General features: G+C 60.3%; 21 protein-coding genes, 1 tRNA gene and 1 pseudogene. 9 read left to right on the top strand and 14 right to left on the bottom strand.

Annotated features, from left to right (window positions below):
- Positions 1 to 190: 190 nt before the first annotated feature.
- Both VB739_RS08960 and VB739_RS08955 read left to right on the top strand, forming a co-directional pair.
- Positions 191 to 1,150, top strand: coding sequence for a glycosyltransferase family 2 protein (locus tag VB739_RS08960; RefSeq protein WP_323356735.1), 960 nt, complete (start codon positions 191 to 193; stop codon positions 1,148 to 1,150).
- 1 nt (position 1,151) lies between these two features.
- Positions 1,152 to 2,231: a glycosyltransferase family 4 protein gene (locus VB739_RS08955; RefSeq protein WP_323356734.1), complete on the top strand. Its 1,080-nt coding sequence runs from the start codon at positions 1,152 to 1,154 to the stop codon at positions 2,229 to 2,231.
- A 50-nt stretch (positions 2,232 to 2,281) separates the two neighbouring features.
- Here VB739_RS08955 and VB739_RS08950 read toward each other — a convergent pair whose 3' ends face one another.
- Positions 2,282 to 3,238 carry a GDP-mannose 4,6-dehydratase gene (locus tag VB739_RS08950; RefSeq protein ID WP_323356733.1) on the bottom strand — a complete coding sequence of 319 codons (957 nt, stop codon included), beginning with the start codon at positions 3,236 to 3,238 and terminating at the stop codon, positions 2,282 to 2,284.
- An 863-nt stretch (positions 3,239 to 4,101) separates the two neighbouring features.
- On the opposite strand from VB739_RS08950, the gene VB739_RS08945 reads away from it, so the two are divergent.
- The 3 genes from VB739_RS08945 to VB739_RS08935 all read left to right on the top strand — a co-directional run bounded on the left by VB739_RS08945 (position 4,102) and on the right by VB739_RS08935 (position 7,690).
- On the top strand, positions 4,102 to 5,517 hold the full coding sequence (locus tag VB739_RS08945; protein ID WP_323356732.1) for an FkbM family methyltransferase: 1,416 nt from the start codon (positions 4,102 to 4,104) through the stop codon (positions 5,515 to 5,517).
- Positions 5,518 to 5,757: 240 nt separating this feature from the next.
- Positions 5,758 to 6,414, top strand: coding sequence for a class I SAM-dependent methyltransferase (locus VB739_RS08940; RefSeq protein WP_323356731.1), 657 nt, complete (start codon positions 5,758 to 5,760; stop codon positions 6,412 to 6,414).
- A gap of 1 nt (position 6,415) precedes the next feature.
- A complete protein-coding gene (locus VB739_RS08935; protein WP_323356730.1) occupies positions 6,416 to 7,690 on the top strand; it encodes a hypothetical protein in 1,275 nt (424 codons plus the stop codon).
- 391 nt (positions 7,691 to 8,081) lie between these two features.
- On the opposite strand, the gene VB739_RS08930 is transcribed toward VB739_RS08935, so the two are convergent.
- The 8 genes from VB739_RS08930 to VB739_RS08895 form a co-directional block, all read right to left on the bottom strand.
- Entirely contained in the window at positions 8,082 to 8,288 is a 207-nt protein-coding gene (locus VB739_RS08930; protein WP_323356729.1) for a hypothetical protein, read from the bottom strand.
- Positions 8,289 to 8,408: 120 nt separating this feature from the next.
- Positions 8,409 to 9,338 carry a GDP-mannose 4,6-dehydratase gene (locus tag VB739_RS08925; RefSeq protein ID WP_323356728.1) on the bottom strand — a complete coding sequence of 310 codons (930 nt, stop codon included), beginning with the start codon at positions 9,336 to 9,338 and terminating at the stop codon, positions 8,409 to 8,411.
- On the bottom strand, positions 9,335 to 10,678 hold the full coding sequence (locus VB739_RS08920) for a glycosyltransferase family 2 protein (RefSeq protein WP_323356727.1): 1,344 nt from the start codon (positions 10,676 to 10,678) through the stop codon (positions 9,335 to 9,337). Before VB739_RS08920 ends, VB739_RS08925 begins: the two co-directional genes overlap by 4 nt.
- The gene (locus VB739_RS08915) at positions 10,675 to 11,826 is read right to left on the bottom strand and encodes a hypothetical protein (protein WP_323356726.1); all 1,152 of its coding nucleotides are present in this window, start codon (positions 11,824 to 11,826) and stop codon (positions 10,675 to 10,677) included. Before VB739_RS08915 ends, VB739_RS08920 begins: the two co-directional genes overlap by 4 nt.
- Positions 11,827 to 11,832: 6 nt before the next feature.
- Positions 11,833 to 12,228 (bottom strand): DUF6165 family protein, encoded by a 396-nt coding sequence (locus tag VB739_RS08910; RefSeq protein WP_323356725.1) that lies wholly within the window; start codon positions 12,226 to 12,228, stop codon positions 11,833 to 11,835.
- 6 nt (positions 12,229 to 12,234) lie between these two features.
- Positions 12,235 to 13,284, bottom strand: coding sequence for a hypothetical protein (locus tag VB739_RS08905; RefSeq protein WP_323356724.1), 1,050 nt, complete (start codon positions 13,282 to 13,284; stop codon positions 12,235 to 12,237).
- Between the two features lie 10 nt (positions 13,285 to 13,294).
- Positions 13,295 to 14,536, bottom strand: a complete 1,242-nt coding sequence (locus tag VB739_RS08900; protein ID WP_323356723.1) for a class I SAM-dependent methyltransferase — start codon at positions 14,534 to 14,536, stop codon at positions 13,295 to 13,297.
- A 164-nt stretch (positions 14,537 to 14,700) separates the two neighbouring features.
- Positions 14,701 to 15,525, bottom strand: a complete 825-nt coding sequence (locus VB739_RS08895) for a glycosyltransferase (protein WP_323356722.1) — start codon at positions 15,523 to 15,525, stop codon at positions 14,701 to 14,703.
- A gap of 359 nt (positions 15,526 to 15,884) precedes the next feature.
- On the opposite strand from VB739_RS08895, the gene VB739_RS08890 reads away from it, so the two are divergent.
- From VB739_RS08890 to VB739_RS08880, 3 genes are all read left to right on the top strand, one after another.
- Positions 15,885 to 16,784 carry a glycosyltransferase gene (locus VB739_RS08890; RefSeq protein WP_323356721.1) on the top strand — a complete coding sequence of 300 codons (900 nt, stop codon included), beginning with the start codon at positions 15,885 to 15,887 and terminating at the stop codon, positions 16,782 to 16,784.
- Positions 16,781 to 17,929, top strand: a complete 1,149-nt coding sequence (locus tag VB739_RS08885) for a glycosyltransferase family 1 protein (RefSeq protein ID WP_323356720.1) — start codon at positions 16,781 to 16,783, stop codon at positions 17,927 to 17,929. The genes VB739_RS08890 and VB739_RS08885 overlap by 4 nt, the downstream gene beginning before the upstream one ends.
- A gap of 167 nt (positions 17,930 to 18,096) precedes the next feature.
- Positions 18,097 to 18,168, top strand: a tRNA-Gly gene (locus VB739_RS08880).
- Positions 18,169 to 18,211: 43 nt separating this feature from the next.
- Here VB739_RS08880 and VB739_RS08875 read toward each other — a convergent pair.
- The 5 genes from VB739_RS08875 to ribH all read right to left on the bottom strand — a co-directional run bounded on the left by VB739_RS08875 (position 18,212) and on the right by ribH (position 21,702).
- On the bottom strand, positions 18,212 to 19,315 hold the full coding sequence (locus VB739_RS08875) for a sugar transferase (protein WP_323356719.1): 1,104 nt from the start codon (positions 19,313 to 19,315) through the stop codon (positions 18,212 to 18,214).
- Positions 19,316 to 19,442: 127 nt separating this feature from the next.
- Entirely contained in the window at positions 19,443 to 19,631 is a 189-nt protein-coding gene (gene psbZ, locus VB739_RS08870; protein WP_094584244.1) for a photosystem II reaction center protein PsbZ, read from the bottom strand.
- An 87-nt stretch (positions 19,632 to 19,718) separates the two neighbouring features.
- Positions 19,719 to 20,318 carry a dTDP-4-dehydrorhamnose 3,5-epimerase gene (gene rfbC / locus VB739_RS08865; protein WP_323356718.1) on the bottom strand — a complete coding sequence of 200 codons (600 nt, stop codon included), beginning with the start codon at positions 20,316 to 20,318 and terminating at the stop codon, positions 19,719 to 19,721.
- Positions 20,315 to 21,223 (bottom strand): glucose-1-phosphate thymidylyltransferase RfbA, encoded by a 909-nt coding sequence (gene rfbA, locus VB739_RS08860; protein ID WP_323356717.1) that lies wholly within the window; start codon positions 21,221 to 21,223, stop codon positions 20,315 to 20,317. The genes rfbC and rfbA overlap by 4 nt, the downstream gene beginning before the upstream one ends.
- Entirely contained in the window at positions 21,220 to 21,702 is a 483-nt protein-coding gene (gene ribH, locus VB739_RS08855) for a 6,7-dimethyl-8-ribityllumazine synthase (protein ID WP_323356716.1), read from the bottom strand. The genes rfbA and ribH overlap by 4 nt, the downstream gene beginning before the upstream one ends.
- Before the next feature lie 120 nt (positions 21,703 to 21,822).
- On the opposite strand from ribH, the pseudogene VB739_RS08850 reads away from it, so the two are divergent.
- Positions 21,823 to 23,193, top strand: a pseudogene (locus VB739_RS08850) (DNA mismatch repair protein MutS); the annotation flags it as partial.

Genomic DNA, 23,193 nt, shown 5'->3' with positions numbered 1-23,193 from the left:
CCGAAGGATAGAGACACATGGTGACTCAGAGGCTCAGACGAGAATCAACCAGAGGCGATAGGCCGGTCGATCATTATGACGCATTCCGGCCTCATGGAGTTGAGCTCACATCAATCTTACGACGCAGCGTAGAGTGCAAGAAATACGCCCATGACAGGCACCCATGGGAAGACACAGGCCCCAGCAGTTGATGAACAGGATCCTTACAAGAAAAGGCCAGGACAGCGCGAGCGGTCGAGAGTCGTCGCAAAGACCTGTCATTTCGTTCATCACGGTCAGCTATAACTCTGGCAACAGCATTGAAGAGACAATCAAAAGCATCTGCAGTTGCAAACCCCTATTCTCCTGTGAGTACATCGTCGTTGACGGCAATTCCAACGATGGCACGGAACAGATCCTGAGCGAGTATTCGCAAGCCATAGATGTGCTAGTAAGGGAAGCTGACCGCGGAATTTATGATGCGATGAACAAGGGACTTCGACTGGCAAGAGGGGAGTATGTCTGTTTCGTCAATTCTGATGACCGTATCATTCCCAAAGGTGCCAATAAGATCGTAAAGATGCTGCGTGGAAGCCATCGACGTATCGACTTGCTGGCATCGGCAGCGCTGGCCGTTGAAGGCGAGAAAGAGACCCTCTGGCTACCTTCAGCGCTGGACAGCTTTCTGGTCTTTCGATGTCCAAATCTTTGCCACAATGGAGTCTATGCTCGCCGTTCGCTCATCCAGAAGATCGGAGAGTTTGATTCGAGCTTGCAGATTGCAGCTGACTCTGATTGGATCATTCGAGCCGTCAGAGGTGGGGCCAGAGTGAAAGTCGTCAGTACACCAACGGTCTTGTACTCGATCGGCGGCATATCCAGCGACATCAGCCGCCACGCGGAAGAAATGCTGCTGATTGCCGAGAAGACCTATCCGCTACTCAGCTCAGAAGTTTTAAGATCGTTGCTCTACTACCTGTTTTCCTGGCAAGACCGCAGAACTCTTTTTACAGAACAACCGTCTCTTCGCCTGGCTAGCGCCTTGCAGGAGGCCAATGCCCTCTATCCTGAACTCTCCTACAGGAACTTCTGGCTGCAAAGATTCCATCGGCGCTTCGCGGCCAGGGTATTCGGCAAGCTGAAGAACTCCATACAACGAGGAGAACAGTGAGATGAAGATTGCCTATTGCGACCACTCCTATCATCAGAAGACCAGATCCACTCTCTTTCTGCCCAACTTGTTGGCTAGCAAAGGGCACACGGTCGACTATTTCTGGGATTCAGGCTGGGAAGGTGGCGCCCCCGTCCAATTCAGCCAATTGGAAGCCCACGATGCCATTGTCATCTTTCAGGCCATTCCCCAAGGACTGCCCAACTGCGTAGCGAAACATCATCCCAACGTGACATTTATCCCGATGCTGGACCAGTTTGGAATTGCAAAAGGGCCACTATTTGACTTGAACAGACTATGGGGCCCATTCCATGGTTCCAAGGTCCTGAGCTTCTCTTCGGCTGTTCATGCCATCGCGACCAGCAATGGAATCGCTTCGATGCACTGCAAATACATGCCCGCGAAGGCAGGCAGTCGTTCCAATGTCCATCGGCATCGCACCACAGACAACCTTCATGCCTTCTTCTGGGCCAGGAGGCCCTCCGAAATCTCGATCGAGATGGTTGGGCAGCTGCTAGGCGATCATCAAGCTGAGCTGAACCTGCATGTCCATCTGTCGGCCGATCCTGGAGAGGTCGAAACCACCGAACAGGACGTCCGCGATGCATTTCCCGATTGCCAGTCGCTGACGATCAGCCACTGGCTTGAGAGCAAGGAGGAGGTCATGCAGATCATCAGAGATTGTGACGTGTACATCGCCCCCCGTCTGGAAGAAGGAATTGGTCAGTCCTTTCTGGAGGCACTATCGGCCGGAATATGTGTCGTCGCCCCAAACAATGGGACCATGAATGAGTACCTCGTTGATGGTGTCAACGGGATGCTGTACGACCCTGCCAGTCCTAAGCCACTGATATTCACGGATATCGCAAGGATCCGCGAGAATGCAGATCGAACTGCTGAGCGGTTGCGGATGAACTGGGAATGTGATCAAGAGGGAGTTCTAGGCTTCATTCTCAAGCTGTCATCAGAATGCTATGGCGAACAACACATCTACCATGGAATCCAGAAGGACAAGTCAGGGGCGGTTCCGTTCAGGCTCAAGCGAGACCTCAAGAGGATCGTTCGGAAGCTACGCGGCTGAAGGCGGCAAGGCTTGCGAATAGTGGTATTCAGGCCGCCTCAAACTCCGTTCTAGACAAGAGTTTCATCGTACATTCGCTGCACGATTTCAGCCGGCGTCACGTTGGCCTTCCAGCCAAGATCCGCAGCAATGAGGCTGGGATCCATGGCCGAATACTTCAGATCGCTGGGCCTCAGGAACGTGGCATCACTGATAAGACTGGCCCCTGGCTCCAGGCCTGCCGCCACAAACGCGAGACGGACAAACTCCCGCAGTGATGTGGTGTGTCCGGAAGCGATCAGATAATCCTTGGCGACCGGCGCCTGCAACATCCTATGCATCGCGACGACATACTCGGGGGCCCAGCCCCAATCACGCCAGATGTCGAGGTTACCCAGCCGGAGCTCATGGGTCTCGCCGCGTGCGATGCTGCGGACACCGTCAATGATCTTCTGAGTCACAAACCGATGCGGTCTCAGGGGCGACTCATGGTTGGCCAGAATGCCAGTACAACAAAAGATTCCATAGGCCTCACGGTAATTCGCAACCTGCCAGTAGGCCGTGCTTTTAGCAACGGCGTAGGGACTGCGGGGATGGAAAGCGGTCGCCTCAGTGGCAGGTTGCTGTTGCGTATCTCCGAAGCATTCCGAGCTGCCAGCACTGAACATTCGGGTAGGCGCACCCAGATAGCGCAGCACCTCAAGAAAATTGAGGGTACCGCTGGCGATCGACTCCATGCATTCGACCGGCTGCTCAAAGGAAAGGCCCACACTCGTCTGGCCAGCCAGGTTGTACAGCTCCGCCGGTTCGATGGAAGAGAGGGCCTTGAGAACACTCCGGAAGTCATTCGGCGCCAGCGAGATCAGCTCCACGTCATCGCGGATGCCAAGTCTGCACAGGCGGCTGGTGTCACTGCTCTGGGCATCCCGGCTGCTGCCGACCACGCGGTACCCGGCCTGTAGGAGATGGCGGGCCAGATAGGCACCATCCTGACCCGTGATGCCGGCGATGAGGGCAGTGCGCGTCAATGGCAAGGGGTCATAAAGGAGGATTGTGGCGCATGGACGAGCAGACGCTGTCTCCAAAGCCGTTCCTGAATCTACCCAGATCAGAGGGGCTGCCTGGCTTCTGGGCCAGAAAACTGCGACATGGGCCAGTCCTTGGCCCTGCAGACCTGGAACCCTGAGAAGTCTCTGCTTCTGGGGACGTCAGTGGTGGAGTGTTGGCGTTGTGGCCGCAGGATCGGGAACACGTGCAGGGTGAACACCTCCCTGCGCATGTTTAGAAGCCTCCAGCTTGGTGCAGGAATTGCCAAGGATCAAGGGCAGCAACGGACTGAAAGGGCCTCCCACGGCAAGGTCGATGCGGTCTGCCTGAATAAGCCATCGTTGGTTCCACGAGTCGTAAGCCGTGATCACAAACTACGGCGTAAAGGTGTGTACACCGAGACGTATCGTCGCCTGTATTCGCATGCATACTCACACCATTGTGTTGGGTCACCATCTCCCGCTGATGCCACAGTTTGGAAGCCATCCAATGCCAGTTCTGTCAACCATTGCTGACACCAATGAGCAGCCAACCGACCCATACCATTGAGGCGGTTCACTGCAGCTGCAGGCATAGCGAGGCCGGCACACTGTGGAGGCCATAAACCCATGCGCTGCCGGGCAGCCGTAGGGCATGGGAGGAGCGGGAATCAGTCAACAGGGCTGAGACCGGATACGGGTCAGCGGCCCTCAGACCTGTGGGGATAAGCCGGACAGAAGGGGTCAGGTTTGTGGATGCCCTGGCAGGGGTGCCTGCCAGAGTCAATGAAGCATGCCAGCAACGCAGTTGACACCTGGCACCCCGGGGGGTTTCAATAAAAGAATTCAGTTGACACCATAAAGATATGGCCGCTGAGCATGATGTCGATAAGATCGTGCGAGAGGAGTTCTTCTCCGGCCATGGAATCGGCGTTCTCGTTGAGGTGGGGGCCGCCAGGCCAGATTATTTGTCGATCAGTGCGAGCTTTCGGGAGCTGGGGTGGAAGATCATTGCGGTTGAGCCCAATCCTGAGTTTTGCGCAGCACATCGTGCACTTGGCCATGACGTTCTTCAATATGCGGCGAGTGATTCCGAGGAGGATGATGCCAGCTTCTTTGTTGTGAATTCGAATGCCGCCGACTACATGGGTGGCTCAGTCTCGTTTGAATCCTTTTCAAGCCTGGGCATCAGGGGTAAATATAGCGAACTTCACGAGACCGTCAAAGAAACAACGAACATTGAGACGATCCCCGTAAAGGTGCGCAGGCTTGATTCAATTCTTGCCGCACACGAGCCGGATTTGAAAAGGATCGACATACTCGCTATTGATGTTGAGGGATGGGAGCTTAACGTCTTGCGCGGGCTGACATTGAGTCGTTACCGTCCCAAGGTGATTATCTTGGAAAGCCTATTTGAAGACCCGGAATATGTGTCCTACATGAATGCCCGAGGCTACAAGCGTTGGCGTCGACTTGAGCCGAACGACGTCTATGTCAGACATGAACCCTTCTGGAAAAAGTTGAAGTGGCCCCGTCGGGCTGTCAAAGCACCCAGCCCCCCCAATCAGACCGTCCACTCATTGCGGATGCGACTCGATACCCGGGAGGTGATCCAGAGCAGTATGGCAGACGGGTCCTATGAGCCTACCCAGACGGCCTGGGCACGGGAATGCCTATCCGAAGGGGACCGCTTCGTTGACATCGGTGCAAATTTCGGTTGGTATACGATGCTCGCCTCAACTCTTGTTGGGCAGAAAGGGAGCGTGTTCGCGTTTGAGCCAAGCCCAGTCGCGGCCGGCATCATTGCAGAAGCAATCGAGGAGAACGCACTCAAAAACGTCACTTTAGTGCGCGCCGCCGTCGGAGACGCCGTCGGACATGAGCAGATCTACATGCCGGTGAACTACAGCATTCATTCCCCCAGCGTCTTCCAGTCTGGCAAAGATTTTACTCCCTTGAAAGTGCCCTTGGTCAAGCTGGATAGCTATGCACCACTAGCTGATGGCATCCCAATCAAGCTCCTGAAGATCGACATTGAGGGCTACGAGCCAAACGCCCTGCGGGGGATGCGCGAGCTGGCTGAGCGGGGCATGATCAAAAACCTCTTCTGCGAGTTTAATTCTGGCTGGCTTAAGCGTAATGCCACAACGCCAGCGCAGTTGCTTGAGCAAATTCTCTCTTATGGCTTCGAGGTTCATCAGAAGACGAGTCTCCAGGTACATCCTGAACTCAATGGCGATCCCTATGAGTTACAGGACATATGGTTTAGGTGGAGCGGCTAAGGCCATTCACATCATGAATGGTAAATAGTGGATAGTCCTGGCCAACCTGGATTGTGAAGTCTCGGCCCCGCTGGTGTGAATCAAAGGAGATAGGCCTATACCTTAGGTCGAGCCTGGCACACCTCATCCAAAGCCCATGCTGTCAACTCGTCAGCAAACGATCCTCTACTCACAATAGAGTATTGTAGAGTGCTCTTAGTCCGATCAGAATCCTGTTTCTTCCCGCATGTATCTGACTCCATGAATTCGTTCATCAACGTCCCGTCCTTCAATACCGTGCTGAATGATGAGGCTCGCAAGCACTACCTGCCTGCGACCAATCTTCTGTTTGCGCTTTTGCCGGAGATGATGAGCCGCAAAATTCCTGAAGCGAACGTGCAACAGGCATTCATCCTATCCGCAGTTCTACAACTCCTTCCTGACTTGTCGGGAAAGCGTGTACTCTGCGCAGGCTGCTTCGAAGACACCGCTTATGAGGCGTTGTGCAGAATGGGATATCCCGTCCACGGCATTGACCCCCAAACAGATGGGCATGACTTAGCCTCCTTCGTTGCCGAAAATCCTGAGCTTCAGGGGACGTATGATTTGGTATTTGCCACATCGGTGTTGGAGCATGTCCAAGAGGATGAGTCATTCGTGCGCGATGCTTCTCACCTTGTACGGAAAGGCGGTCACGTTGTCTTGACTTGTGATTTTGACAATGCCTGGAAGCCCGGGGGCGCTCTTCCCCCGACAGATGTTCGCCTCTTTACAGTGCATGACTTGGAAGATCGGCTGCTGGGGGCAATGGACGGGTGCAGCCTGCTAGACAAACCAGACTGGGGCGATCACGAAGCCGACTTTCACTACGGGGGCTGCTGCTATAGCTTCGCAACATTCACTGTCATCAAGAACTGATATGGAGCCCGCAAAAGTCCTGTTTCTCAACCATCGCCGCTCGGCCTGTGGGGTGTATGAGTTTGGTTATTCCATTTATGAAGCTATCGCACAAAGCAAGAAATATTCGACGGTTTACGTCGAGGTGGATTCTGCGGACGATGTAGCTGCGGCTTTACGGCATCATTCGCCAACGCTGATCTTGGTCAATTATCATCCATATACCACTCGGGCCTGGTTTCCCTTCGCATTGCCCGACGACCGAGTCAGCGTTGTTGGCATCATCCATGAGATCAGCCCAGAAGATTTGGAAAGACTCAATACATTGCCATTCGACTACTTTATGGTTCACGACCCTACTCTGAAAGTCGGTGAGGGTGGCACGTTCACGTCCGTGCGGCCGTTGCCTCCTCTCGCTGCGAGCAGTTCCACCCCACCACCAGAACATCCGACCATCGGCTCATTCGGCTTCGCCACACCCGGCAAAGGCTTTGAAGCATTGGTGGCAAGAGCACAACTCGAGTTTTCCGAGTGCCATATCAGGCTCAATATCCCATTTTCCAGCTTCTTTGATGCTGAAGGGCATGAGGCGAGGGCGGTGGCCGACCGATGCCGATCCTTGCTGTGGAAGCCAGGGGTATCGCTGGACATCACCCACGACTACCTGGAACAGGAGCAACTGCTTGGCTTCCTTCAGGGAAACTCGATCAATGCCTTTTTCTATGAACCCCAGTGTAGTCGAGGACTATCAAGCGCCTTGGACTGGGCCTTGGCAGCAGGGCGCCCTCTTGCGCTGCGCAAGGCTGACATGTTCAGACATCTCTTTGGGACGGTGCCCTCTCCATTCGTCGAAGATCGGAGCATGAAGGAGATAATGCTTGATGGAATTGGTTGGCAGGTGCAGCTAAGGCAGGACTGGTCTGCCGAAAGGATTTTGGCTGACTACGAGTGGATGTTCGACCGCTTGCTGCCTGAAGAAGACTCCTTTGAGTTCAGAAGAGATCTGGCGGCTCGTAGGAGGTTACGGGGACTGCAATCATCTCTCGGTGCGCGAGAAGGTGATTTGGCCGGAGCGTTTGTTGCTCTACAGAAGAGAAATGAAGAGATTCAGGAGTGCCGGGAAGAGCTTGCCGAAGCCTATGCTTCTCTGCAAAAGAGTTCGCAGGACAACGACCATCTGGCCTCGGATCTACAGGAATCTGAGAAAGTGCGAGGTGCCCTCCTAAGCAGCACATCTTGGCGAATCACAAAACCTCTGCGCTGGCTTGGCAGGCTTTTCCTCCGTATCACCAGGTGAGGAGTGCCACCAGGTCATTCCTGCTGATCAAGTGATGTGAAGCGACAGGAGTGCGGTGGGGCCCGGGCCAGCCAAAAGACAGTCTCCGCGTGTCCTGCTAGCGATACCGGATGGCAAGATGGGGCCGAACACGATGAAGATTCGGAGCCGGATAGTGGCCTGCGTCTACGACGCAGGGAATGAATGACGTCTGGTAATCAGCGACAAGACTTCTACCTACAACTCTTCTCAGACCCACGGTAGGGTTAGGCGATTCATCCGGCGAGAGGCACGAGAACGTAGCGGCCACCAACGCAAGCATTGAAACTCTGCTATCCGTTGAAAAGATGCACAGCTTCGGTGACATTGGTTGGCCAAGCGACAAGGCGTTCACCTTACGGATGAAGCATCTCTACGACTGGGGAGCTCCAGCCGCTCGGGCCGCATTCAGCTCTTCTTCCAAGGCAGTATTTTCAAGCCGTAGGCGATCATTATCTTCCCGCAGCCGCGAAAGTTCTGATTCAACCTCGGACAGCAGGGTGCGTGCTTCAGCGGCCGCCTTCGCAATCTTGCCCAGCTCGGCTCTGGATTGTGCTAACTCGCCTTGGGCGGCGGTCAAGGCATCGACAGTGGTCAGTCGCGCCGGCAGACGACCCAACAGAATGAGCCATGACTCTCGCAACCGGAACCTGATCGAATGTGGCCGCCGTGGTGAAGTCATTGGAGTTGGAACGGGTCGTCAGTGAAGAGGGACCGTAATCAGACGATCACATAAGTCAAAGATATCCTCGCGGGAACCGACATCGATCTGACGAAGGGTTTCCTGTAGATCAACCCCAAAAGAAGGAGAATCGACAAGCCCAGGGGCATCGATGTGGCGAGCATAGTCGAGACCATGCCTGGCAAACAGCTGCTGGACGAAGTCGCGCCCTTGCCAGGTGACCCCACTGGCGAAGATGACCTCGCCAGCAAAACCAACATCAACGGCACGGAGCGCCATCCGCATGAAATCTCGGGCTGAGCTCCAGTCACAGTGGAAGGAGAGCGTCTGAAGCGCCACGCGATGCAGTGGATTGGACAAAGAGGAGGAAACAGCCTTGCAGATCTTCGGAATAAAGAAGGAGCTGGGACGTCGCTCTGACTCGTGATTGAAGAGAATCGCCACGGTTGTCCGGATCCCATGGGCCTGCTCGTAATAGGAGGCGAGCTGACCCGACGCCATCTTGGTGATGGAGTAAAGACAGCTGCCTTCGCGAGGCGTGGAAAGATCCACCCGTCCCCGCAGCGCCGGCCCAAAGATCTTGGCTGAGCTGGCGTAGAAGACCCTGAGCTGAAGGTTCTGAAGCCTGGCGTACTCCAGCACCCGATGAAGGGTCTTGGTGTTGACATCCAAGGCATTCCCCCACACTTCCTCGTAAGGGAAACCAGCTGATCCATGCACGGCTGCGACATGGAAAACCTCATCCGGTTGGAACTCTCTGAGACAGAGGTCCAACTCAGCCGAATCAACGAGATTCAGCTGTCGGTAAACAAAGTCGGGACTGGCAATCCGGTAAGGAAAGGTCTCTCCGCGTCCCAGGCCAAGGACCTGACGGCCTGAGGCCACCAGCTCTTCCGCCAGGATGCTGCCGTCCTGGCCTCCAACGCCCAGAACAAGGGAACGCGTCATAGCTGCTGCAGGGAAACGAGTTTGTGGTGGAAGTCGCTCAGAATGCGCTTCACTGTTGGAAGGTACATCGGAACGTCATGACGGGTTTTCTGATCCTCGTGCTGGCGGGAGCAGGCAAGAACCTGGTCCACGGCGTAAAGTCGTGCGCCAGATAGAGCGAATCGCAGGAAAAGCTCATAATCCATGGCATAGTGCAAATGCTCCTTCACATGGGAGCCGGAACGAATCCAGAGGTCGCGGGTGAAGAACAGTTCCGGTTGGTAGAAGTAGAGACCTTTCTGCCACGTTGATGTGAAACTCGCCAGGTCACCAAAACTCAACGGACTCAGACATCCTCGGTGGAAGCCTGAGTAATGGACCAGGTTGGTCTGGCCAGCACCATCGATCACGCGACAGCCACCGACGACGATGTCGCAATCCTGGCCAGTTCGAACGCTTGCGACGGCTTCCAGTGCACCCGGCTCCAACCGGTCATCACTGCACAACCAGGTCAATACGTCGCCGGTGGCCCGTTGGAATCCCTTGTTCAAGGCGTGGGACTGCCCCCGGTCAGGTTCGATCACAAGATGGGAAAGGCGGTCGCGATAGGACTCCAGAATCTCACGGCTCCCATCCGTGGATCCACCATCAATGACGATGAACTCCAGATTGGGATAATTCTGCCCAAGGACGGAGTCCAGACAGTCCCGAAGGAAGTTGCATTGGTTATAGCTGACTGTCACCACGGAGATACGGGGCCATTCGCTGCAAACCATCGCTCCCTCAGCATGGCGTGGAGCCGTTGCCAACCCCTGACCAGGATCGTTCCCGGTGAGGTCGGATAGTTCGCCGGGCTCAGGATGATAGGACGACCGCATCGGAACGCTCATTCCCGGCAACGACCGCCGAGGAGAGGGGGAAACGGAGAGCACTGGCGTCGTTGAAGGCCGCCACCAACCCGCCAGGCGCTTCAGGCGCCTCCGGACCTTGCTCGCGGTACTGGCGAGAGGTGGACGCTCGGACGGTTCCAGGGCGACCACGGGCCCATAGCGGGATGTCCAGTCAATGTCGCCGAGCTGTGGCACCTGGCAATCCGTGACCTCCAGCTTCCATGGTGGTCCGGGTCGTGAGGCTCGCTCGAAGGCCTCTGGGGGCAGGCCATGGGCGGCGATCAGCTCGGCAAGCTGCTCACAGTCCTTCTCAAGAATCTGCAGGTAGGCCCGGACCCCATAGCTCTCCTCGATGCGGACGTCGGCCACCATCCCATCCTCATAACGCACCAACGCATGGGTAGGGCCGAGCAACGGATCCAGGCCCAGGGCTTCAGACACCGGAGTCGTGGCCTGATCGTCCAGGTTCATGAGAAAGACTCCTCGACGAAATGCCACTGCCTCATCCCGCCGGGGAGGCGGAATGACCCGTCCAGTGGACAGAGAGGCAGAAGGTTTCGGCGTGCATAGTCAAGCAACTCCGGACGGTCTGGATAGCGCCGGTACGTGTGAGCCAGGGATTCCGCCGCATCGAGATACTGGCCGCGCTCGATCAGATAGTCGCTGATCGTATGGAGAAAGTCGAAGGTGACGGGGACGGGGCGGTGAAACTCTGCGATCGCCGCCTGCATGCCGCTGCCCTGACAACGTCGCAGGCACGCAAAGGTCTCCTCAGGGGTGGCATCGCCAAGCTCGATGAGCATGTCCGTCGGCTTGCCCCAATAGCTGAAATCATGGTGAAAAGACCCCAGAACCGAGCGGCCGCTGTCAAGGATCTGAAGAATGGGGACCTTTTTGGCACGGTCGCAGGTGGCTACCACGGTCAATCCACTGCCACAACCGATGAAATCGGAGCAGTGGTCGAGCAAGGCAAGGTTCTCCCGCATCGTGAGGGAGGCTGCCGATACCGCATTGGCGGGCAGGTCGTCCCCAAGGGGTTGCATGGTGGACAGCAGAAAAAAGATGTCTTCCTTGGCAGCTGCACTCAACCTGGCCACCTCCTTGGCGAAGTCAGGAGTGACATGGGACTGCATGCTGTTGGAGGAACACTCAAACAGCACAACCCTTCCCCTGGCGGACAGTCGGTGTTGGGCTGCATAGTCAGCCGCTCGAGACTCTTCCTCCGGAGTCAGGGCGATGATGGGATCAATGGGGACGGTGATAGGTCGATCGTAGCCACGAAACATGCTGGGCCTTACCGTGCCATCGAATCGACGAAAGTTGTCCGGATAGACCTGCGGTGTCCAGATCCGGTCGTAGGGGTCCGGGCCTGTCTGTCGACGCATAATCTGCCGCATCGCCAATGTCCAGATGATGTCGCGGCTGACATTGGTCCAATCGGAAAGGTCGACAGAGACCACCTCATCAACATAGGGATTGCCCATAAGCAGATTCCTGCATCGTGAGGAAATCCACCAGGTGAGATGGCAACTCGGATAGTCCTGCTTGATCTGACGGGCGATCGTCGTGGCATAGAGGCAGTCGCCGTTGGCATCGAGCTGGACAAGGGCAACCTTCATGCGTCGTCAGTAGGGCTGGTAAGACTTTTCCTCGACGATCTCCGAACCGCAGAGCACATTGATCATCTTCTTGGCATCGGCCCGCTGGTCGTTGGTGCGGTAGATCAGACGGGCGATCTCCACAAATTCCGGACCGAAGTCTTCGGCCCTTTCCTTGTCGCGGATGCGATCCTCCAGGTCCCACAGCTCTCTGTTGGCCTCCCGCAGCGACTGCTCCCAAGGTGCCAAGGCGGGGTTGTCAGTGAGGGCAGCTGGCCGGATCGAGCGAAGCGATTGGAGCTCATTACGCACATTGACAAGCTTTTCATCCTCGGAGATCCTCTGCTCCTTGATTTCGAGGATCACGATCTTGTCAAGCAGTTCCCCGATGGAGACAGGAGCCAGGACGGTGGTGGTGTTCATGGTTGGTTATGCAGCGCCTGCTGGCAGGTCCCCGGGCAGAGCCATGGCACGAAGCCAGTCCGCACTGTAGGGGTCGCCGAGGTCACCAAGCCTGACCCTGCGGTTGGTGCGGCAGCAATGAACCTCACAATCGGCGATCAGGTCAAAACGTTCCTTGCCGCGCACAAAACTGAGTTGTCTGTCGATACTACGCGAGTCGCGATGGATGGCGGGCCAAGCGATGCGACGCTTGATCTTCCCGACAATCCTCTGAGCTAGGTCGGAGCGGACAAAGAAAGCATTCAGGCCATTCGAGCAGGTGCCGAGGAACTCATAGCCACGGCTTTCGGCCAACTCCCGCAACGCCGCGATGGACGCACCGAAGAGCAGTCCCGAGTGGTGGCTGCGAAAACGCTCGAACGTCGGGTCGTAGGGGACCGTCACAGCATGGCGGTCTCCGAACACGGGATTGCATTCAAGAATCAGGATATCCGGGCGCAATCCATCGAGCTCCTTCAAAATCCAATAGTCATTGCCATCAAGATCGATGCTGAGGATGCCCAGAGGTCCGAAGAATCCGTTCCGCTGGATCAGCTCCTTGATGTTCTCCACCGTGATGAAGGCCGCTTGGGCCTGAACATCATTCCGCCAGTAGGTGGCTGAGGAGCGCAGGTGCTCCATGTTCTCAGGATTCCCATCAAGGACCAGACCAGTCCAGTTGCGATTCAGCAAGAGGAAGCGGGTGTTGGCCTCGAGATAGTTCTCAACACCAAATTCCACAAACGTTTTGTTCTGAAGCTCGAGATTGGCGACCAGCCACTCAATGATGCCATCTTCACCAAACTGGGAGTAGACCTGAAACTCCACATCGGCGAGAGTATCAATCTCCTTCAGGCGCTGGACCTCGAACGCGGCGAGGCGACCACACAGACGTGCCGTGCGCTCATTCTTCTCATCGAGCTGCCGGACTTCTGCATCCAGCTGCCGGACCTCTGCGACGCAAGTGGCTACTGCTTCGGCGGTTCCGGCGAGCAGCGCGGAAGCGTTGTCGAATCTGTTCCTGAGTTTACGAAGCATGGATGCGGATCTATACGATTTCGATTTCTGGGAACGGGAAGATGATCCGTCCACCTCCGGCCAGGTACTGCTTCTCCCTCTGGACGATGCCACTGCGAAAATGCCAGGGCAGAACAAGGTAATAGTCAGGATTCATCGCCGCCGCCTCTTTCTCGGAAATGATCGGGATATGGGTGCCGGGTGTGACGCGGCCGAATTTTTCCTCGTTGACTTCGGCGATGAAGGGAATCTCGTTCGTAGTAAACCCACAGAACTGAAGCAGCACGTTGCCCTTCGTGGAAGCTCCATAACCAATGATCGTCTTTCCGTCAGCAACGAGTGACTTGACGAGGCGGGTGAGGTCGTCGCGGTGGCGGAAGACACGCTCTTCGAAGTCACGGAATGGCTTCGGTGTGGAGAGTCCCATGCGATCCTCCTGCTCCAGAAGCCAATCGATGACCGGTGCGTTGCTGCGCAAGGACGTATTGGATTTCCGCGCGGCTGTGACGGCAAAGCTGCCACCGTTCACATTGTTCATCACGACGTCGACAAGACGGAGATCAGCAGCCTCCAGGATCTTGGCCACCACGCCAAGCGAGTAATACTCCAGGTGCTCGTGGCAGATCGTGTCGTAGGAGTTGGTCCGCAGCATGGACGGCATGTAGCTCTGCTCGAAATGCCAGACGCCATCCTCAGCAAGCACATCGCAGATCTGCCTGGCAAACGACACTGGATCCTCCAGGTCGTAGAACATGGCAATGGAACTGACAACTTTCGCCGGTGCAGCAGAAACACTCCTGAAGGCTGCAGCAGAAAAGAAGTCAGGGACCAGTTTGATGTCATCGGGATAAAACTCCGAGAACTTGACGCCTGTGGGGTCAATGCCGATGCGATGCAGATCCGGCGTTGCGTAGGCCTTCAGCGTGGTGGCGTCATTGCTTCCGATATCGAGCACGGTGTCGCCGGGGCCCACCCCTGAAAGACGCTCCAGATAGCGCACCTTGCCGGTGAGGTGCTCAACCATGGACTGGTTCAGACCCGACCGATAGCCATAATTTTCTCCATACATTTCGTCCGGATTATAGGAATGACTGAGCTGCACAAGTCCACTGGAAGGGCACCAGACAAGCTCCAGAGGGCCCCGGGTGACCTGCTCCTGCGCCGAGGAGGGGAAGACGCCAGTCAGTGTCTGCTGGCCAAGATCAAGGATCGAAACCAGGTGCTCGTCACCACTCACACGGCAATGCTCAATTGCTTTGTAGGCTTTATTCATCCGAAAGCGAGTGGAGGGCAAGCGGCCGCATTGTATCTGAGGGTGTCTCGTTTTTCCGACGCGCCTGTGATTCGACGCTGGCCGATGTCGTGGACAACTATCAGGCCGCGGCAGCATGCCGTGTACGTTTGGCGACGATTCGCAACTCGATGGCCGCTGGACTCTCAGCCCCTCTCCAGAACGACTGACGGTAGCCGATCGACGCCGGCATAGGCCTCCACGTGCTCCTGCACCAGGCGATCCATGGCGAACTGCCGGCGCAGCCGTCCGTACTCCCCTGGACCGAGGCACTGGCTGGGACGGGCCTCGGGGCTGCCGGAACGGCTAAGGAGCCACTCGGCCCAGGCTCCGGCATTGAGGGCAGGCAGGAAGGTGGAAAATCCCCGGCCGACCTCCCGATGGACCTCAAGGTCGGAGGCCACGACGGGAGTGTCACAGGCCAGCGCCTCGATCAACGGCAGCGAAAATCCCTCGGCAAGTGAGGGGACCAGCACCGCTTCCGCCTGGCGGTAGAGCCAGGCCAGAACGGGGTCGCTCGCCGGCAGTTGCAGAACGGCGTGCTGGAGTCCATGGGCGGCGATGCACCGCTGCTCCTCGGGACGCCAGGCGCCACCACCGGCGAAGACCAGCAAGGGAAGATCACCCCCCGATCGGCAGCCCCGGTGCAGTAGCGCCAGGGCTCGCATCAGAGTCATGCCGTTCTTGTAGGCATGGCGCTTGCCCACCATCATCCAGAAGCGTCGCCCCTGCAGCCGGGCCACCGGTTCCGGCGGGATGCTGTCAAGCGCTGTGGCCAGATGAATCACCTGGACAGGCGTCTGCAGCCCGGGATGAAAGAACACCAGATCATCAGCCGAAGCAGCACTAATACTGATGATCAGATCGGAGGCAGAAAGCCAGGACGCCTTATTGGCGTGGGGTGAGCGCAGACCCGGCAGAAAGAAATGCTCCGGATGGCGTTCCGGAACCATGTCAAACAGAGAACTCACCAGGCGCTGACCTCGGCGAGGCCGGTAAGGACGTCCTCCGTAAAAGGTGGCATGCACCACATCGGCCTGCCGCCATGTTCCACGCTGCCACCATCCGGTGGAGGTGGAAGACGCCGGACTCACATGAACCCCAGCCTGCGGCAACGCAGCGGCGAGCTCGCAGAAGTAGCGGCTGATGCCACCGCGTCTCTGCCGGCGCAGAATCTGGGCATCGAAGCCGATATGGAGTGGACCCACAGAGAAAGGACAGCAGGAGCGCGTGACCAGCTCAACGGACGCTGGAGAACAAGGGAGCTTACGTCCGCGGGGCCGGAGGCCAGCAACGCTGTGGCAGGCTGTGGTTCATCCACGCCCAGCCCATGACGCAGGACCCTGAAGGCTGGGCCATCCAGGGAAGGGCTCAGGCAGACACCCTTCCAGCCGAAAGGGTGCAACCGCTGGTGACCATCATCACCCCTTGCCTGAATGCGGTCGGAACCATCAGCGAAACCCTGATGAGCGTCGTGCAGGCGCAGACAGCTCTGCAGAGAGTTCACTGGGAACTGGAACACATCCTGATCGATGGCGGTTCAACGGACGGCACGGAAGATGTCGTGGCAAAGCATGCCTCCAGGTACGGTTTCTGTCGCTGGATCAACAACATCACGGGCGGGCCCTATGCCGCCATGAATGTGGGACTGCAGCAGGCTAGAGGTCGCTACGCCCATGTGCTCAATTCCGATGATCTTCTGCTCAATCCGGGAGCCTATGTTGCCTTCCTGCAAGCCGGCCATCGGAGCAAGGCCAGTGTGCTGCTCGCTTCGATCGGCTATTTCCGGCGGCCCGGTCGCCAGATCAGAAGCCTGTGGCGGGTGGATCCCATCCCAGCCAGTGCCGCTGAATGGCGGCACCAGTTGGCAGAAGGCCTGCATTATCCGCACCCGGGATTCATCGCCGATCTGGAGACGTACAGAAAGCAGTCCTTCGATGAGACATATAGTCTCTCGGCCGACTATAAGCTGATGCAATCCATTCTCCTGACCCAGCCCCCGGAGGCCCCCCCAATGGTCTGCCAGCTCCCATTGGTGGCCATGGCCGAGGGAGGGGCGACGGGGAACTGGAAAGCCGTCCTGCAGGGGTGGCGACAGCTGGATGCCATCAATCAGGAACTGGGTATCCAGGCCAGCGGCGTACGGCGCTACTGGCGGAAGCTCAAGCAGCGCTTGCGTCCTCTCCCCCAGCCGATCCTTATCCCGCACCTGGAGGTACCAGAGTCATGAGAGGTCTAAAGATTGCTTTTGATGTGAGTCAGACGGGTCGGCAAAAGGCCGGCTGCGGCTTCTATGCGGCGGCCTTGATTGATGGCCTGCTGGAATCAGCTGCCGATGATGAGCAGTTCACATTGCTGACGAGCTTCGGCGACTTCTTTCATGATCCTCTCCAGGCTTTGGCGTTTCCGCACTGGAGACGCGGCGTTCGATATGGTCCACGCAAGGTCCGCCGAAGGAGTGCCACGCGATTCTGGACTAATCAATATAAGGCAGGATCTTTCTTGGATCTCTTCGATATTGTGCACGCCAACAACTTCTGGTGTCCGCCCTGGCGGTTACGTGGATCACTCATCTACACGCTCTACGACATGAGCTTTGTCGAGCATCCCGAGTGGACCACCGAAACCAACCGCAAGGGCTGCCTGGAAGGCGTTCAGAGAGCCGCCCAGTTCGCCGACGGATTTGTGGCCATCTCAGAGGCGACGAAGCAGGCTTTCCTGAAGCACTTCCCCGACATCGCCCCTGACAGGGTGGAAGTCATCTATCCCGCCTCCCGGTTCGGGCAACCGGGCTTCCATCCGGAGGTCAAACCGCCGGATCATGAAGTCTTCAAGGCCGGGGAGCCCTTCTTTCTCTCGACCGGAACGATCGAACCCCGGAAGAACCAGGCCTTTCTTCTGGATGTCTACCAGCAGTTTCGTGCCAGGGGCGGCAAGCCCATCCCTCTGGTCCTGGCCGGAAAGCAGGGCTGGCTGATGGATGACTTTGATGAGCAGATCGCAGCCTCCCCATGGGCAGAAGATATTTATATTCTGGGTTATGTCAGTGATGGGGAACTGACCTGGCTCTATCAACATTGTCATGTCAATCTCTATCCCAGCCACTATGAGGGCTTCGGACTGCCCGTGCTGGAGGGAATGCACTTCGGGACTCCTGTCGTGTGCTCCAACAGGACCTCGCTTCCGGAAATCGTGGGTGAGGCCGGGGTCCTCCTGCCACCGGATGACCTCACCGGCTGGGTCCATGCCCTGGAGTCGCTGGCGTCCGAGCCCCAGCGGCGCCAGGAGCTCCAGCAGGCCGCGGTTGCCCGAGCGGCTCGCTTCGACTGGAAGCGGAGTGTGGCGCAGATCCGCAGGCTCTACGAGGCCGCCTGAGGCTGAGCGAGGGCCATGCCACGGGGCCCGACGGGCTGGCGCCGGGCCCCGCTGCTCCCGCCACCGGCCCTGGTCTGGGGGGGGATTGGCCAGGGGCACCCTCGATGGTGCATGATGGCCCAGTCGGCGGCGCGCCCGACCGGAATGCCTTCCCCCAGAGGCGCTCTGCGGATGTAGCTCAGTGGTAGAGCATCTCCTTGCCAAGGAGAGGGTCGAGAGTTCGAATCTCTTCATCCGCTTCATTCAACCCGCAGCGAGCCGGGCTCCAAGCCTCTCTACGGTTCAACGCCCCCGGGCCTTGAGCACGGTCTTGACCGTCTTCAGCAGGATCAGCAGGTCTAGGGCGGTGCCCCAGTGGCGCAGGTAGTAGAGGTCGTAGCTGAGCTTGAGTTCCGCTTCCTCGACGCTGGCCGCGTAGGGGGCACACACCTGGGCCCAGCCGCTCAGGCCGGGCGGCATCCAGTGGCGCTTGCGGTAGTGGGGAATGCGGGACTCCAGGTCATGCTCCAGTTCCGGCCGCTCCGGGCGCGGCCCGATCAGGCTCATGTCCCCGCGCAGGACGTTCCACAGCTGCGGAAGCTCGTCGAGCCGCACCCGGCGCAGGAACGCCCCCGTGCGGGTGATGCGGGCGTCCCCTCGCACCGTCCAGGTGGCGGGGGCATCGGGAGCGGCCTGGCACATCGTGCGCATCTTGTAGAGCTGGAAGCATCGACCCATCAGGCCGCTGCGCTCCTGCACATAGAACACCGGCCCCCGGTCCTCGAGCCAGATCAGCAGCCCGGCCACCAGCAGCAGCGGCAGGGTGGCCAGCAGCAGCAGCAGGGCCAGGGCCACATCGGCGCTGCGCTTGAGCTGGCGCTGCACGCTGAGGGGATTCGACCAGGGGAGGTCCTCCAGCCCCAGGGCCTGATCCGGCAGGTGGGCAGGCAACAGCCTCTGCTGCTCCCTCTCAGCGTGCTCCAGCGGGCTGAGGCCCTGCCGCTGGCGGGTTCTGGACAGTCGCCACAGAACGAGCCGCACAGCCAAGGCCCAGAGGCTCAGGCCGCTGAGCAGCACCATCTGGACCCGTCGGTGGCCCAGCGTGAAGGTCTCCGGCAGATTCAGAAGCCAGTAGACGAGCACCACCACCAGGGCCGTGGCCAGGGTGGTGACCAGCAGGCGCACCACAAGCTGGGGCAGATCCAGCCGGGGCCAGCGCAGCAGGGTATAGCTGCCGAACAACCAGCTGAAGGCGATGTAGACCAGCGCGTAGGACACCAGCCAGCAGGGCTGGTCCTGCAGGCCTGTGTCGGCAAAGCGATCAAGCAGGGCCGCCAGACCCAGGACCCCCAGCAGATCGCAACCGGCACACAGAAGGAGAATCTGGCGGGGTCTCAGCCTGAACACACCCGTGCCGAACAAACTGGGGACATCGAACTGAACCTGGGGATCCGCCCCTTAGAAACGACTGCCGGCTCGAACCCGCCTACGGGGCAGGGGCAGATCCTTCTGCCCCCCCGGACAGCCCGGGCCCTCACACCACAAGCAGGCTCATGCCCCAGTTGACCAGCACCAGGGCCACCCAGGCGGCGCCGCCGATCAGGATCAGGCGGTTGGAGCGGCCGCTGTCCTCGGTGCTCGCATAGAGCACGGGCACCGCCACGATCAGGGCGAAGGACATCACCACCAGGGCCAGAACGGTGAGGGTGTTGAGGATCTGCATGGGGCAGCAAGGCTCGAGGCCGGATCAGGCAGCGTCAGGGATCCTGCCATGCAGAGCGGGCCGCTGGCCTGCCGCTGGAGCCATCCGTCACACGTTGTGGGAGCCGAACAGATCCCCGGCCGCCGCCAAGGCCCCCAGACCGGGGGCGGCGGCGTCCTTGGGGGCCAGCAGGGGCTGGTGGGGCGCCGGCAGCTCCTGCAGGGGCCAGTCGATGCCGATCGCCGGGTCGTTCCAGGCCAGGGAGCGCTCGCACTCCCGGCTCCAGTAGCCGGCGGTCTTGTACTGCACCTCGGCCACCGGGCTGAGGGTCAGGAAGCCATGGGCGAAGCCCACCGGCACCCAGAGCTGGTGCTGGTTCTCGGCGCTGAGCCGCTCGCCCACCCACTTCCCCAGGGTGGGGGAGTCCTGGCGCAGGTCGACGGCCACATCGAACACCTCCCCGAACGTGCAGCGCACGAGCTTGCCCTGGGGGTGCGGTGCCCGCTGGAAATGCAGGCCCCGCAGCACCCCCTGCACCGAGCGGGAGTGGTTGTCCTGCACGAACTCGGGGGCGTCGGCGTCCTCCTTGCCGAGGGCATCGGCGAAGCGGCGCCGGTTCCAGCTCTCGCTGAACCAGCCCCGCTCGTCGGCGTAGACGGCCGGAGTGAGCAGCAGGGGGCCATCGACGGCCAGGTACTGCACGTTCATCGCTGGGGCTCCAGGGCCAGGTGGTCACTGGCGGCCTCCTGCAGCAGGCGCAGCAGGTAGTCGCCGTAGCCGGATTTCTTCAGGGGCAGGGCCAGGCGCTCCAGCTGGCCGTGGTCGATCCAGCCCAGGCGCCAGGCCACCTCCTCGGGGCAGCCCACCTTGAGGCCCTGGCGTTTCTCCAGGGTGCGGATGTAGCTGGCGGCCTCGTGCAGGGAGTCGGGGGTGCCCGTGTCTAGCCAGGCCATGCCCCGACCCATCAGCTCCACCCGCAGCAGGCCCTCATCAAGGTAGAGCTGGTTGAGGTCGGTGATCTCCAGTTCGCCCCGCGGCGAGGGGCGCACCTGCCGGGCCCGCTCCACCACCGTGTGGTCGTAGAAGTACAGGCCCGTCACTGCGTAGCGGCTGCGCGGCTGGGCCGGCTTCTCCTCGATGCTCAGCACCCGGCCGTCACCGCTGAACTCCACCACCCCGTAGCGCTCCGGGTCACTCACCGGATAGGCAAACACCGTCGCCCCCGGCCGCTCGCCGTTAGCCCCCTGCAGCTGGGGGATCAGGTCGTGGCCATGGAACAGGTTGTCGCCCAGCACCAGCGCCGCCGGGGCGCCGTCAAGGAAATCGGCGCCGATCAGGAACGCCTGGGCCAGGCCGTCGGGGCTGGGCTGCACCGCATAGCGGATCTCCATGCCCCAGGACGATCCGTCCCCCAGCAGCCGCTCGAAGGCGGGCCGATCGGTGGGGGTGGTGATCACCAGCACCTCGCGGATGCCCGCCAGCATCAGGGTGCTGAGCGGGTAGTAGATCATCGGCTTGTCGTACACCGGCACCAGCTGCTTGCTCACGGCGGTGGTGAGGGGGGCCAGGCGTGTGCCGCTGCCGCCGGCCAGGATCAGTCCCTTGCGGTTCATGGCTTCGGCAGTGCTGCCATCAGGCTGCCCATCTCCAGGGCCTGGAGGCCGTAGCTCCAGCCCAGGTTGCTCTTGATGCCGGCCCGCTCCAGGGCCTGCTGCAGGGTGTCGGTGGTGAGCACCCCGAAGATCACCGGCACGCCGGTGTCGCGGGCCACGGCGGCCACGCCCTTGCTCACCTCGGCCACAACCACATCGAAGTGGGGCGTGTCGCCGCGGATCACCGCCCCCAGGGTGATCACCACCTGGTAGCGGCCCGTGGCGGCGAGTCGCTGGGCCACCAGGGGGATCTCGAAACTGCCGGGCACCCAGGCCACGTCGAGCTGGCTGCTCTCGGGGCCCACATCAATGCCGTGGCGGGAGAGGGAATCGAGGCAGCCGCTCAGCAGCTTGCCGGTCACCAGATCGTTGAAACGGGCGATCACCAGGCCGATCCGCAGATCGGCGACGTCGGTGAAGCGGCCTTCGAAAACCGTCAAGGGATCAGACCATGAAGAAGCTCACGACCCAGTTGAGCAGCATTCGGGCCTCCTCCGCCAGCGTCGTGAGGATCTCCCTGGCAGGCCCCCTACGATCGGGGCGCTCCAGGCGGCGGGCCCATGGCCAGGGACGTGCAGCAGCAGCTCCCGCTCAGCGACGACGCCAGCCTGCAGGGCGACCTGTTCGGGGGCGAAGTGGCGCCGGCGCCCGAGCCCGAAGGCGAGGGCGGCCTGGATGAGCAGACCCTGCTGGCCGATGCCAGCGCCCGGCCCCGGGCTCGGCGGCGGCCCTCAGTTCCGAAGCCGGCAGAGCCCGAGCGCGGCGGGGAGCCCCCCGAGCCCGACGGCGACCTACCCCGCTGGCACCACCATTCCCTGGTGGACCCGGCGGCGCTCACCCCGGTGCTGCGCCACTACGTGGAGCTGAAGGCGGCCCATCCGGACCGGGTGCTGCTCTACCGCCTGGGCGACTTCTTCGAATTCTTCTTCGAGGACGCGATCCTGCTCTCGCGCCTGCTGGAGCTGACCCTCACCGGCAAGGATGCGGGCAAGGCCCTGGGCCGGGTGCCGATGGCGGGCATCCCCCACCACGCCGCCGAGCGCTACTGCGCCGACCTGGTGCGCCGCGGCCTCAGCGTCGCCCTCTGCGACCAGCTGGAGGCCACCCCCGCCAAGGGGGCCCTGCTGCGCCGGGGCATCACCCGGGTGCTGACCCCCGGCACCGTGCTGGAGGAGGGGATGCTGGCCGCCCGCCGCAACAACTGGCTCTGCGCCGTGGTGCTCGACGGGGACGGCAGCCATGCCGGCCGCTGGGGTCTGGCCGTGGCGGATGTGAGCACCGGCGAGTTCCGGGTCACCGAACGGGGCGGGAGCGGCAGCCTGCACCAGGAGCTGCTGCAGCTGGAGCCCGCCGAGGTGGTGTGGCCCGGCCTGGGGGACGCCCCCGCCTGGTGCCCCGAGGGCCTGCGGCTCACCCCCCTGGCCCGCACCCCCTTCGAAGCCACCGAAGCCGCCGCCCTGCTGCGCCGCCGTTTCCGGCTGGCCAGCCTCGATGGCCTGGGACTGGGGGAGGCTCCGCTGGCGCTGCGGGCCGCCGGGGGCCTGCTGGCCTACCTGGACACGACCCAGCCGGAGCCCGAACCCGCCCCGGCGACGGAGAGCGCTGCGGCGATCCCCCTGGAGAGGCCCCGGCTCTGGCACGCCGGCGACCAGCTGGTGCTCGACGCCCAGACCCGCCGCAACCTGGAACTCACCCGCACCCAGCTGGGCGGCGCCCTGCAAGGCTCCCTGCTCTGGGCCCTCGACCGCACCGCCACCGCCATGGGGGGGCGCTGCCTGCGGCGCTGGATCGAGGCCCCCCTGGTGGACCGCGCCGCGATCCAGGAGCGGCAGGAGGCGGTGAGCGAGCTGGTGGAGCAGCGGCCCCTGCGGCTGGGTCTGCGCCGGCTGCTGCGGCCCATGGGCGATCTGGAGCGGCTGGCGGGCCGGGCC

It is taken from the genome of Cyanobium gracile UHCC 0281 (assembly GCF_034931305.1).
GTDB classification, from domain to species: Bacteria; Cyanobacteriota; Cyanobacteriia; order PCC-6307; family Cyanobiaceae; genus Cyanobium; species Cyanobium gracile_A.
The sequence above is the reverse complement of the archived record's forward strand: the minus strand, read 5'-3'. Positions and strand labels throughout refer to the sequence as shown.

Excerpts from the sequence above, each read along its gene's own strand:
- VB739_RS08960 (WP_323356735.1), top strand. The coding sequence starts at position 191 with ATGAACAGGATCCTTACAAGAAAAGGCCAGGACAGCGCGAGCGGTCGA.
- VB739_RS08955 (WP_323356734.1), top strand. The coding sequence starts at position 1,152 with ATGAAGATTGCCTATTGCGACCACTCCTATCATCAGAAGACCAGATCC.
- VB739_RS08945 (WP_323356732.1), top strand. The coding sequence starts at position 4,102 with ATGGCCGCTGAGCATGATGTCGATAAGATCGTGCGAGAGGAGTTCTTC.
- VB739_RS08940 (WP_323356731.1), top strand. The coding sequence starts at position 5,758 with ATGAATTCGTTCATCAACGTCCCGTCCTTCAATACCGTGCTGAATGAT.
- VB739_RS08935 (WP_323356730.1), top strand. The coding sequence starts at position 6,416 with ATGGAGCCCGCAAAAGTCCTGTTTCTCAACCATCGCCGCTCGGCCTGT.
- VB739_RS08925 (WP_323356728.1), bottom strand. The coding sequence starts at position 9,338 with ATGACGCGTTCCCTTGTTCTGGGCGTTGGAGGCCAGGACGGCAGCATC.
- VB739_RS08920 (WP_323356727.1), bottom strand. The coding sequence starts at position 10,678 with ATGAACCTGGACGATCAGGCCACGACTCCGGTGTCTGAAGCCCTGGGC.
- VB739_RS08915 (WP_323356726.1), bottom strand. The coding sequence starts at position 11,826 with ATGAAGGTTGCCCTTGTCCAGCTCGATGCCAACGGCGACTGCCTCTAT.
- VB739_RS08910 (WP_323356725.1), bottom strand. The coding sequence starts at position 12,228 with ATGAACACCACCACCGTCCTGGCTCCTGTCTCCATCGGGGAACTGCTT.
- VB739_RS08905 (WP_323356724.1), bottom strand. The coding sequence starts at position 13,284 with ATGCTTCGTAAACTCAGGAACAGATTCGACAACGCTTCCGCGCTGCTC.
- VB739_RS08900 (WP_323356723.1), bottom strand. The coding sequence starts at position 14,536 with ATGAATAAAGCCTACAAAGCAATTGAGCATTGCCGTGTGAGTGGTGAC.
- VB739_RS08890 (WP_323356721.1), top strand. The coding sequence starts at position 15,885 with ATGACGCAGGACCCTGAAGGCTGGGCCATCCAGGGAAGGGCTCAGGCA.
- VB739_RS08885 (WP_323356720.1), top strand. The coding sequence starts at position 16,781 with ATGAGAGGTCTAAAGATTGCTTTTGATGTGAGTCAGACGGGTCGGCAA.
- psbZ (WP_094584244.1), bottom strand. The coding sequence starts at position 19,631 with ATGCAGATCCTCAACACCCTCACCGTTCTGGCCCTGGTGGTGATGTCC.
- rfbC (WP_323356718.1), bottom strand. The coding sequence starts at position 20,318 with ATGAACGTGCAGTACCTGGCCGTCGATGGCCCCCTGCTGCTCACTCCG.
- rfbA (WP_323356717.1), bottom strand. The coding sequence starts at position 21,223 with ATGAACCGCAAGGGACTGATCCTGGCCGGCGGCAGCGGCACACGCCTG.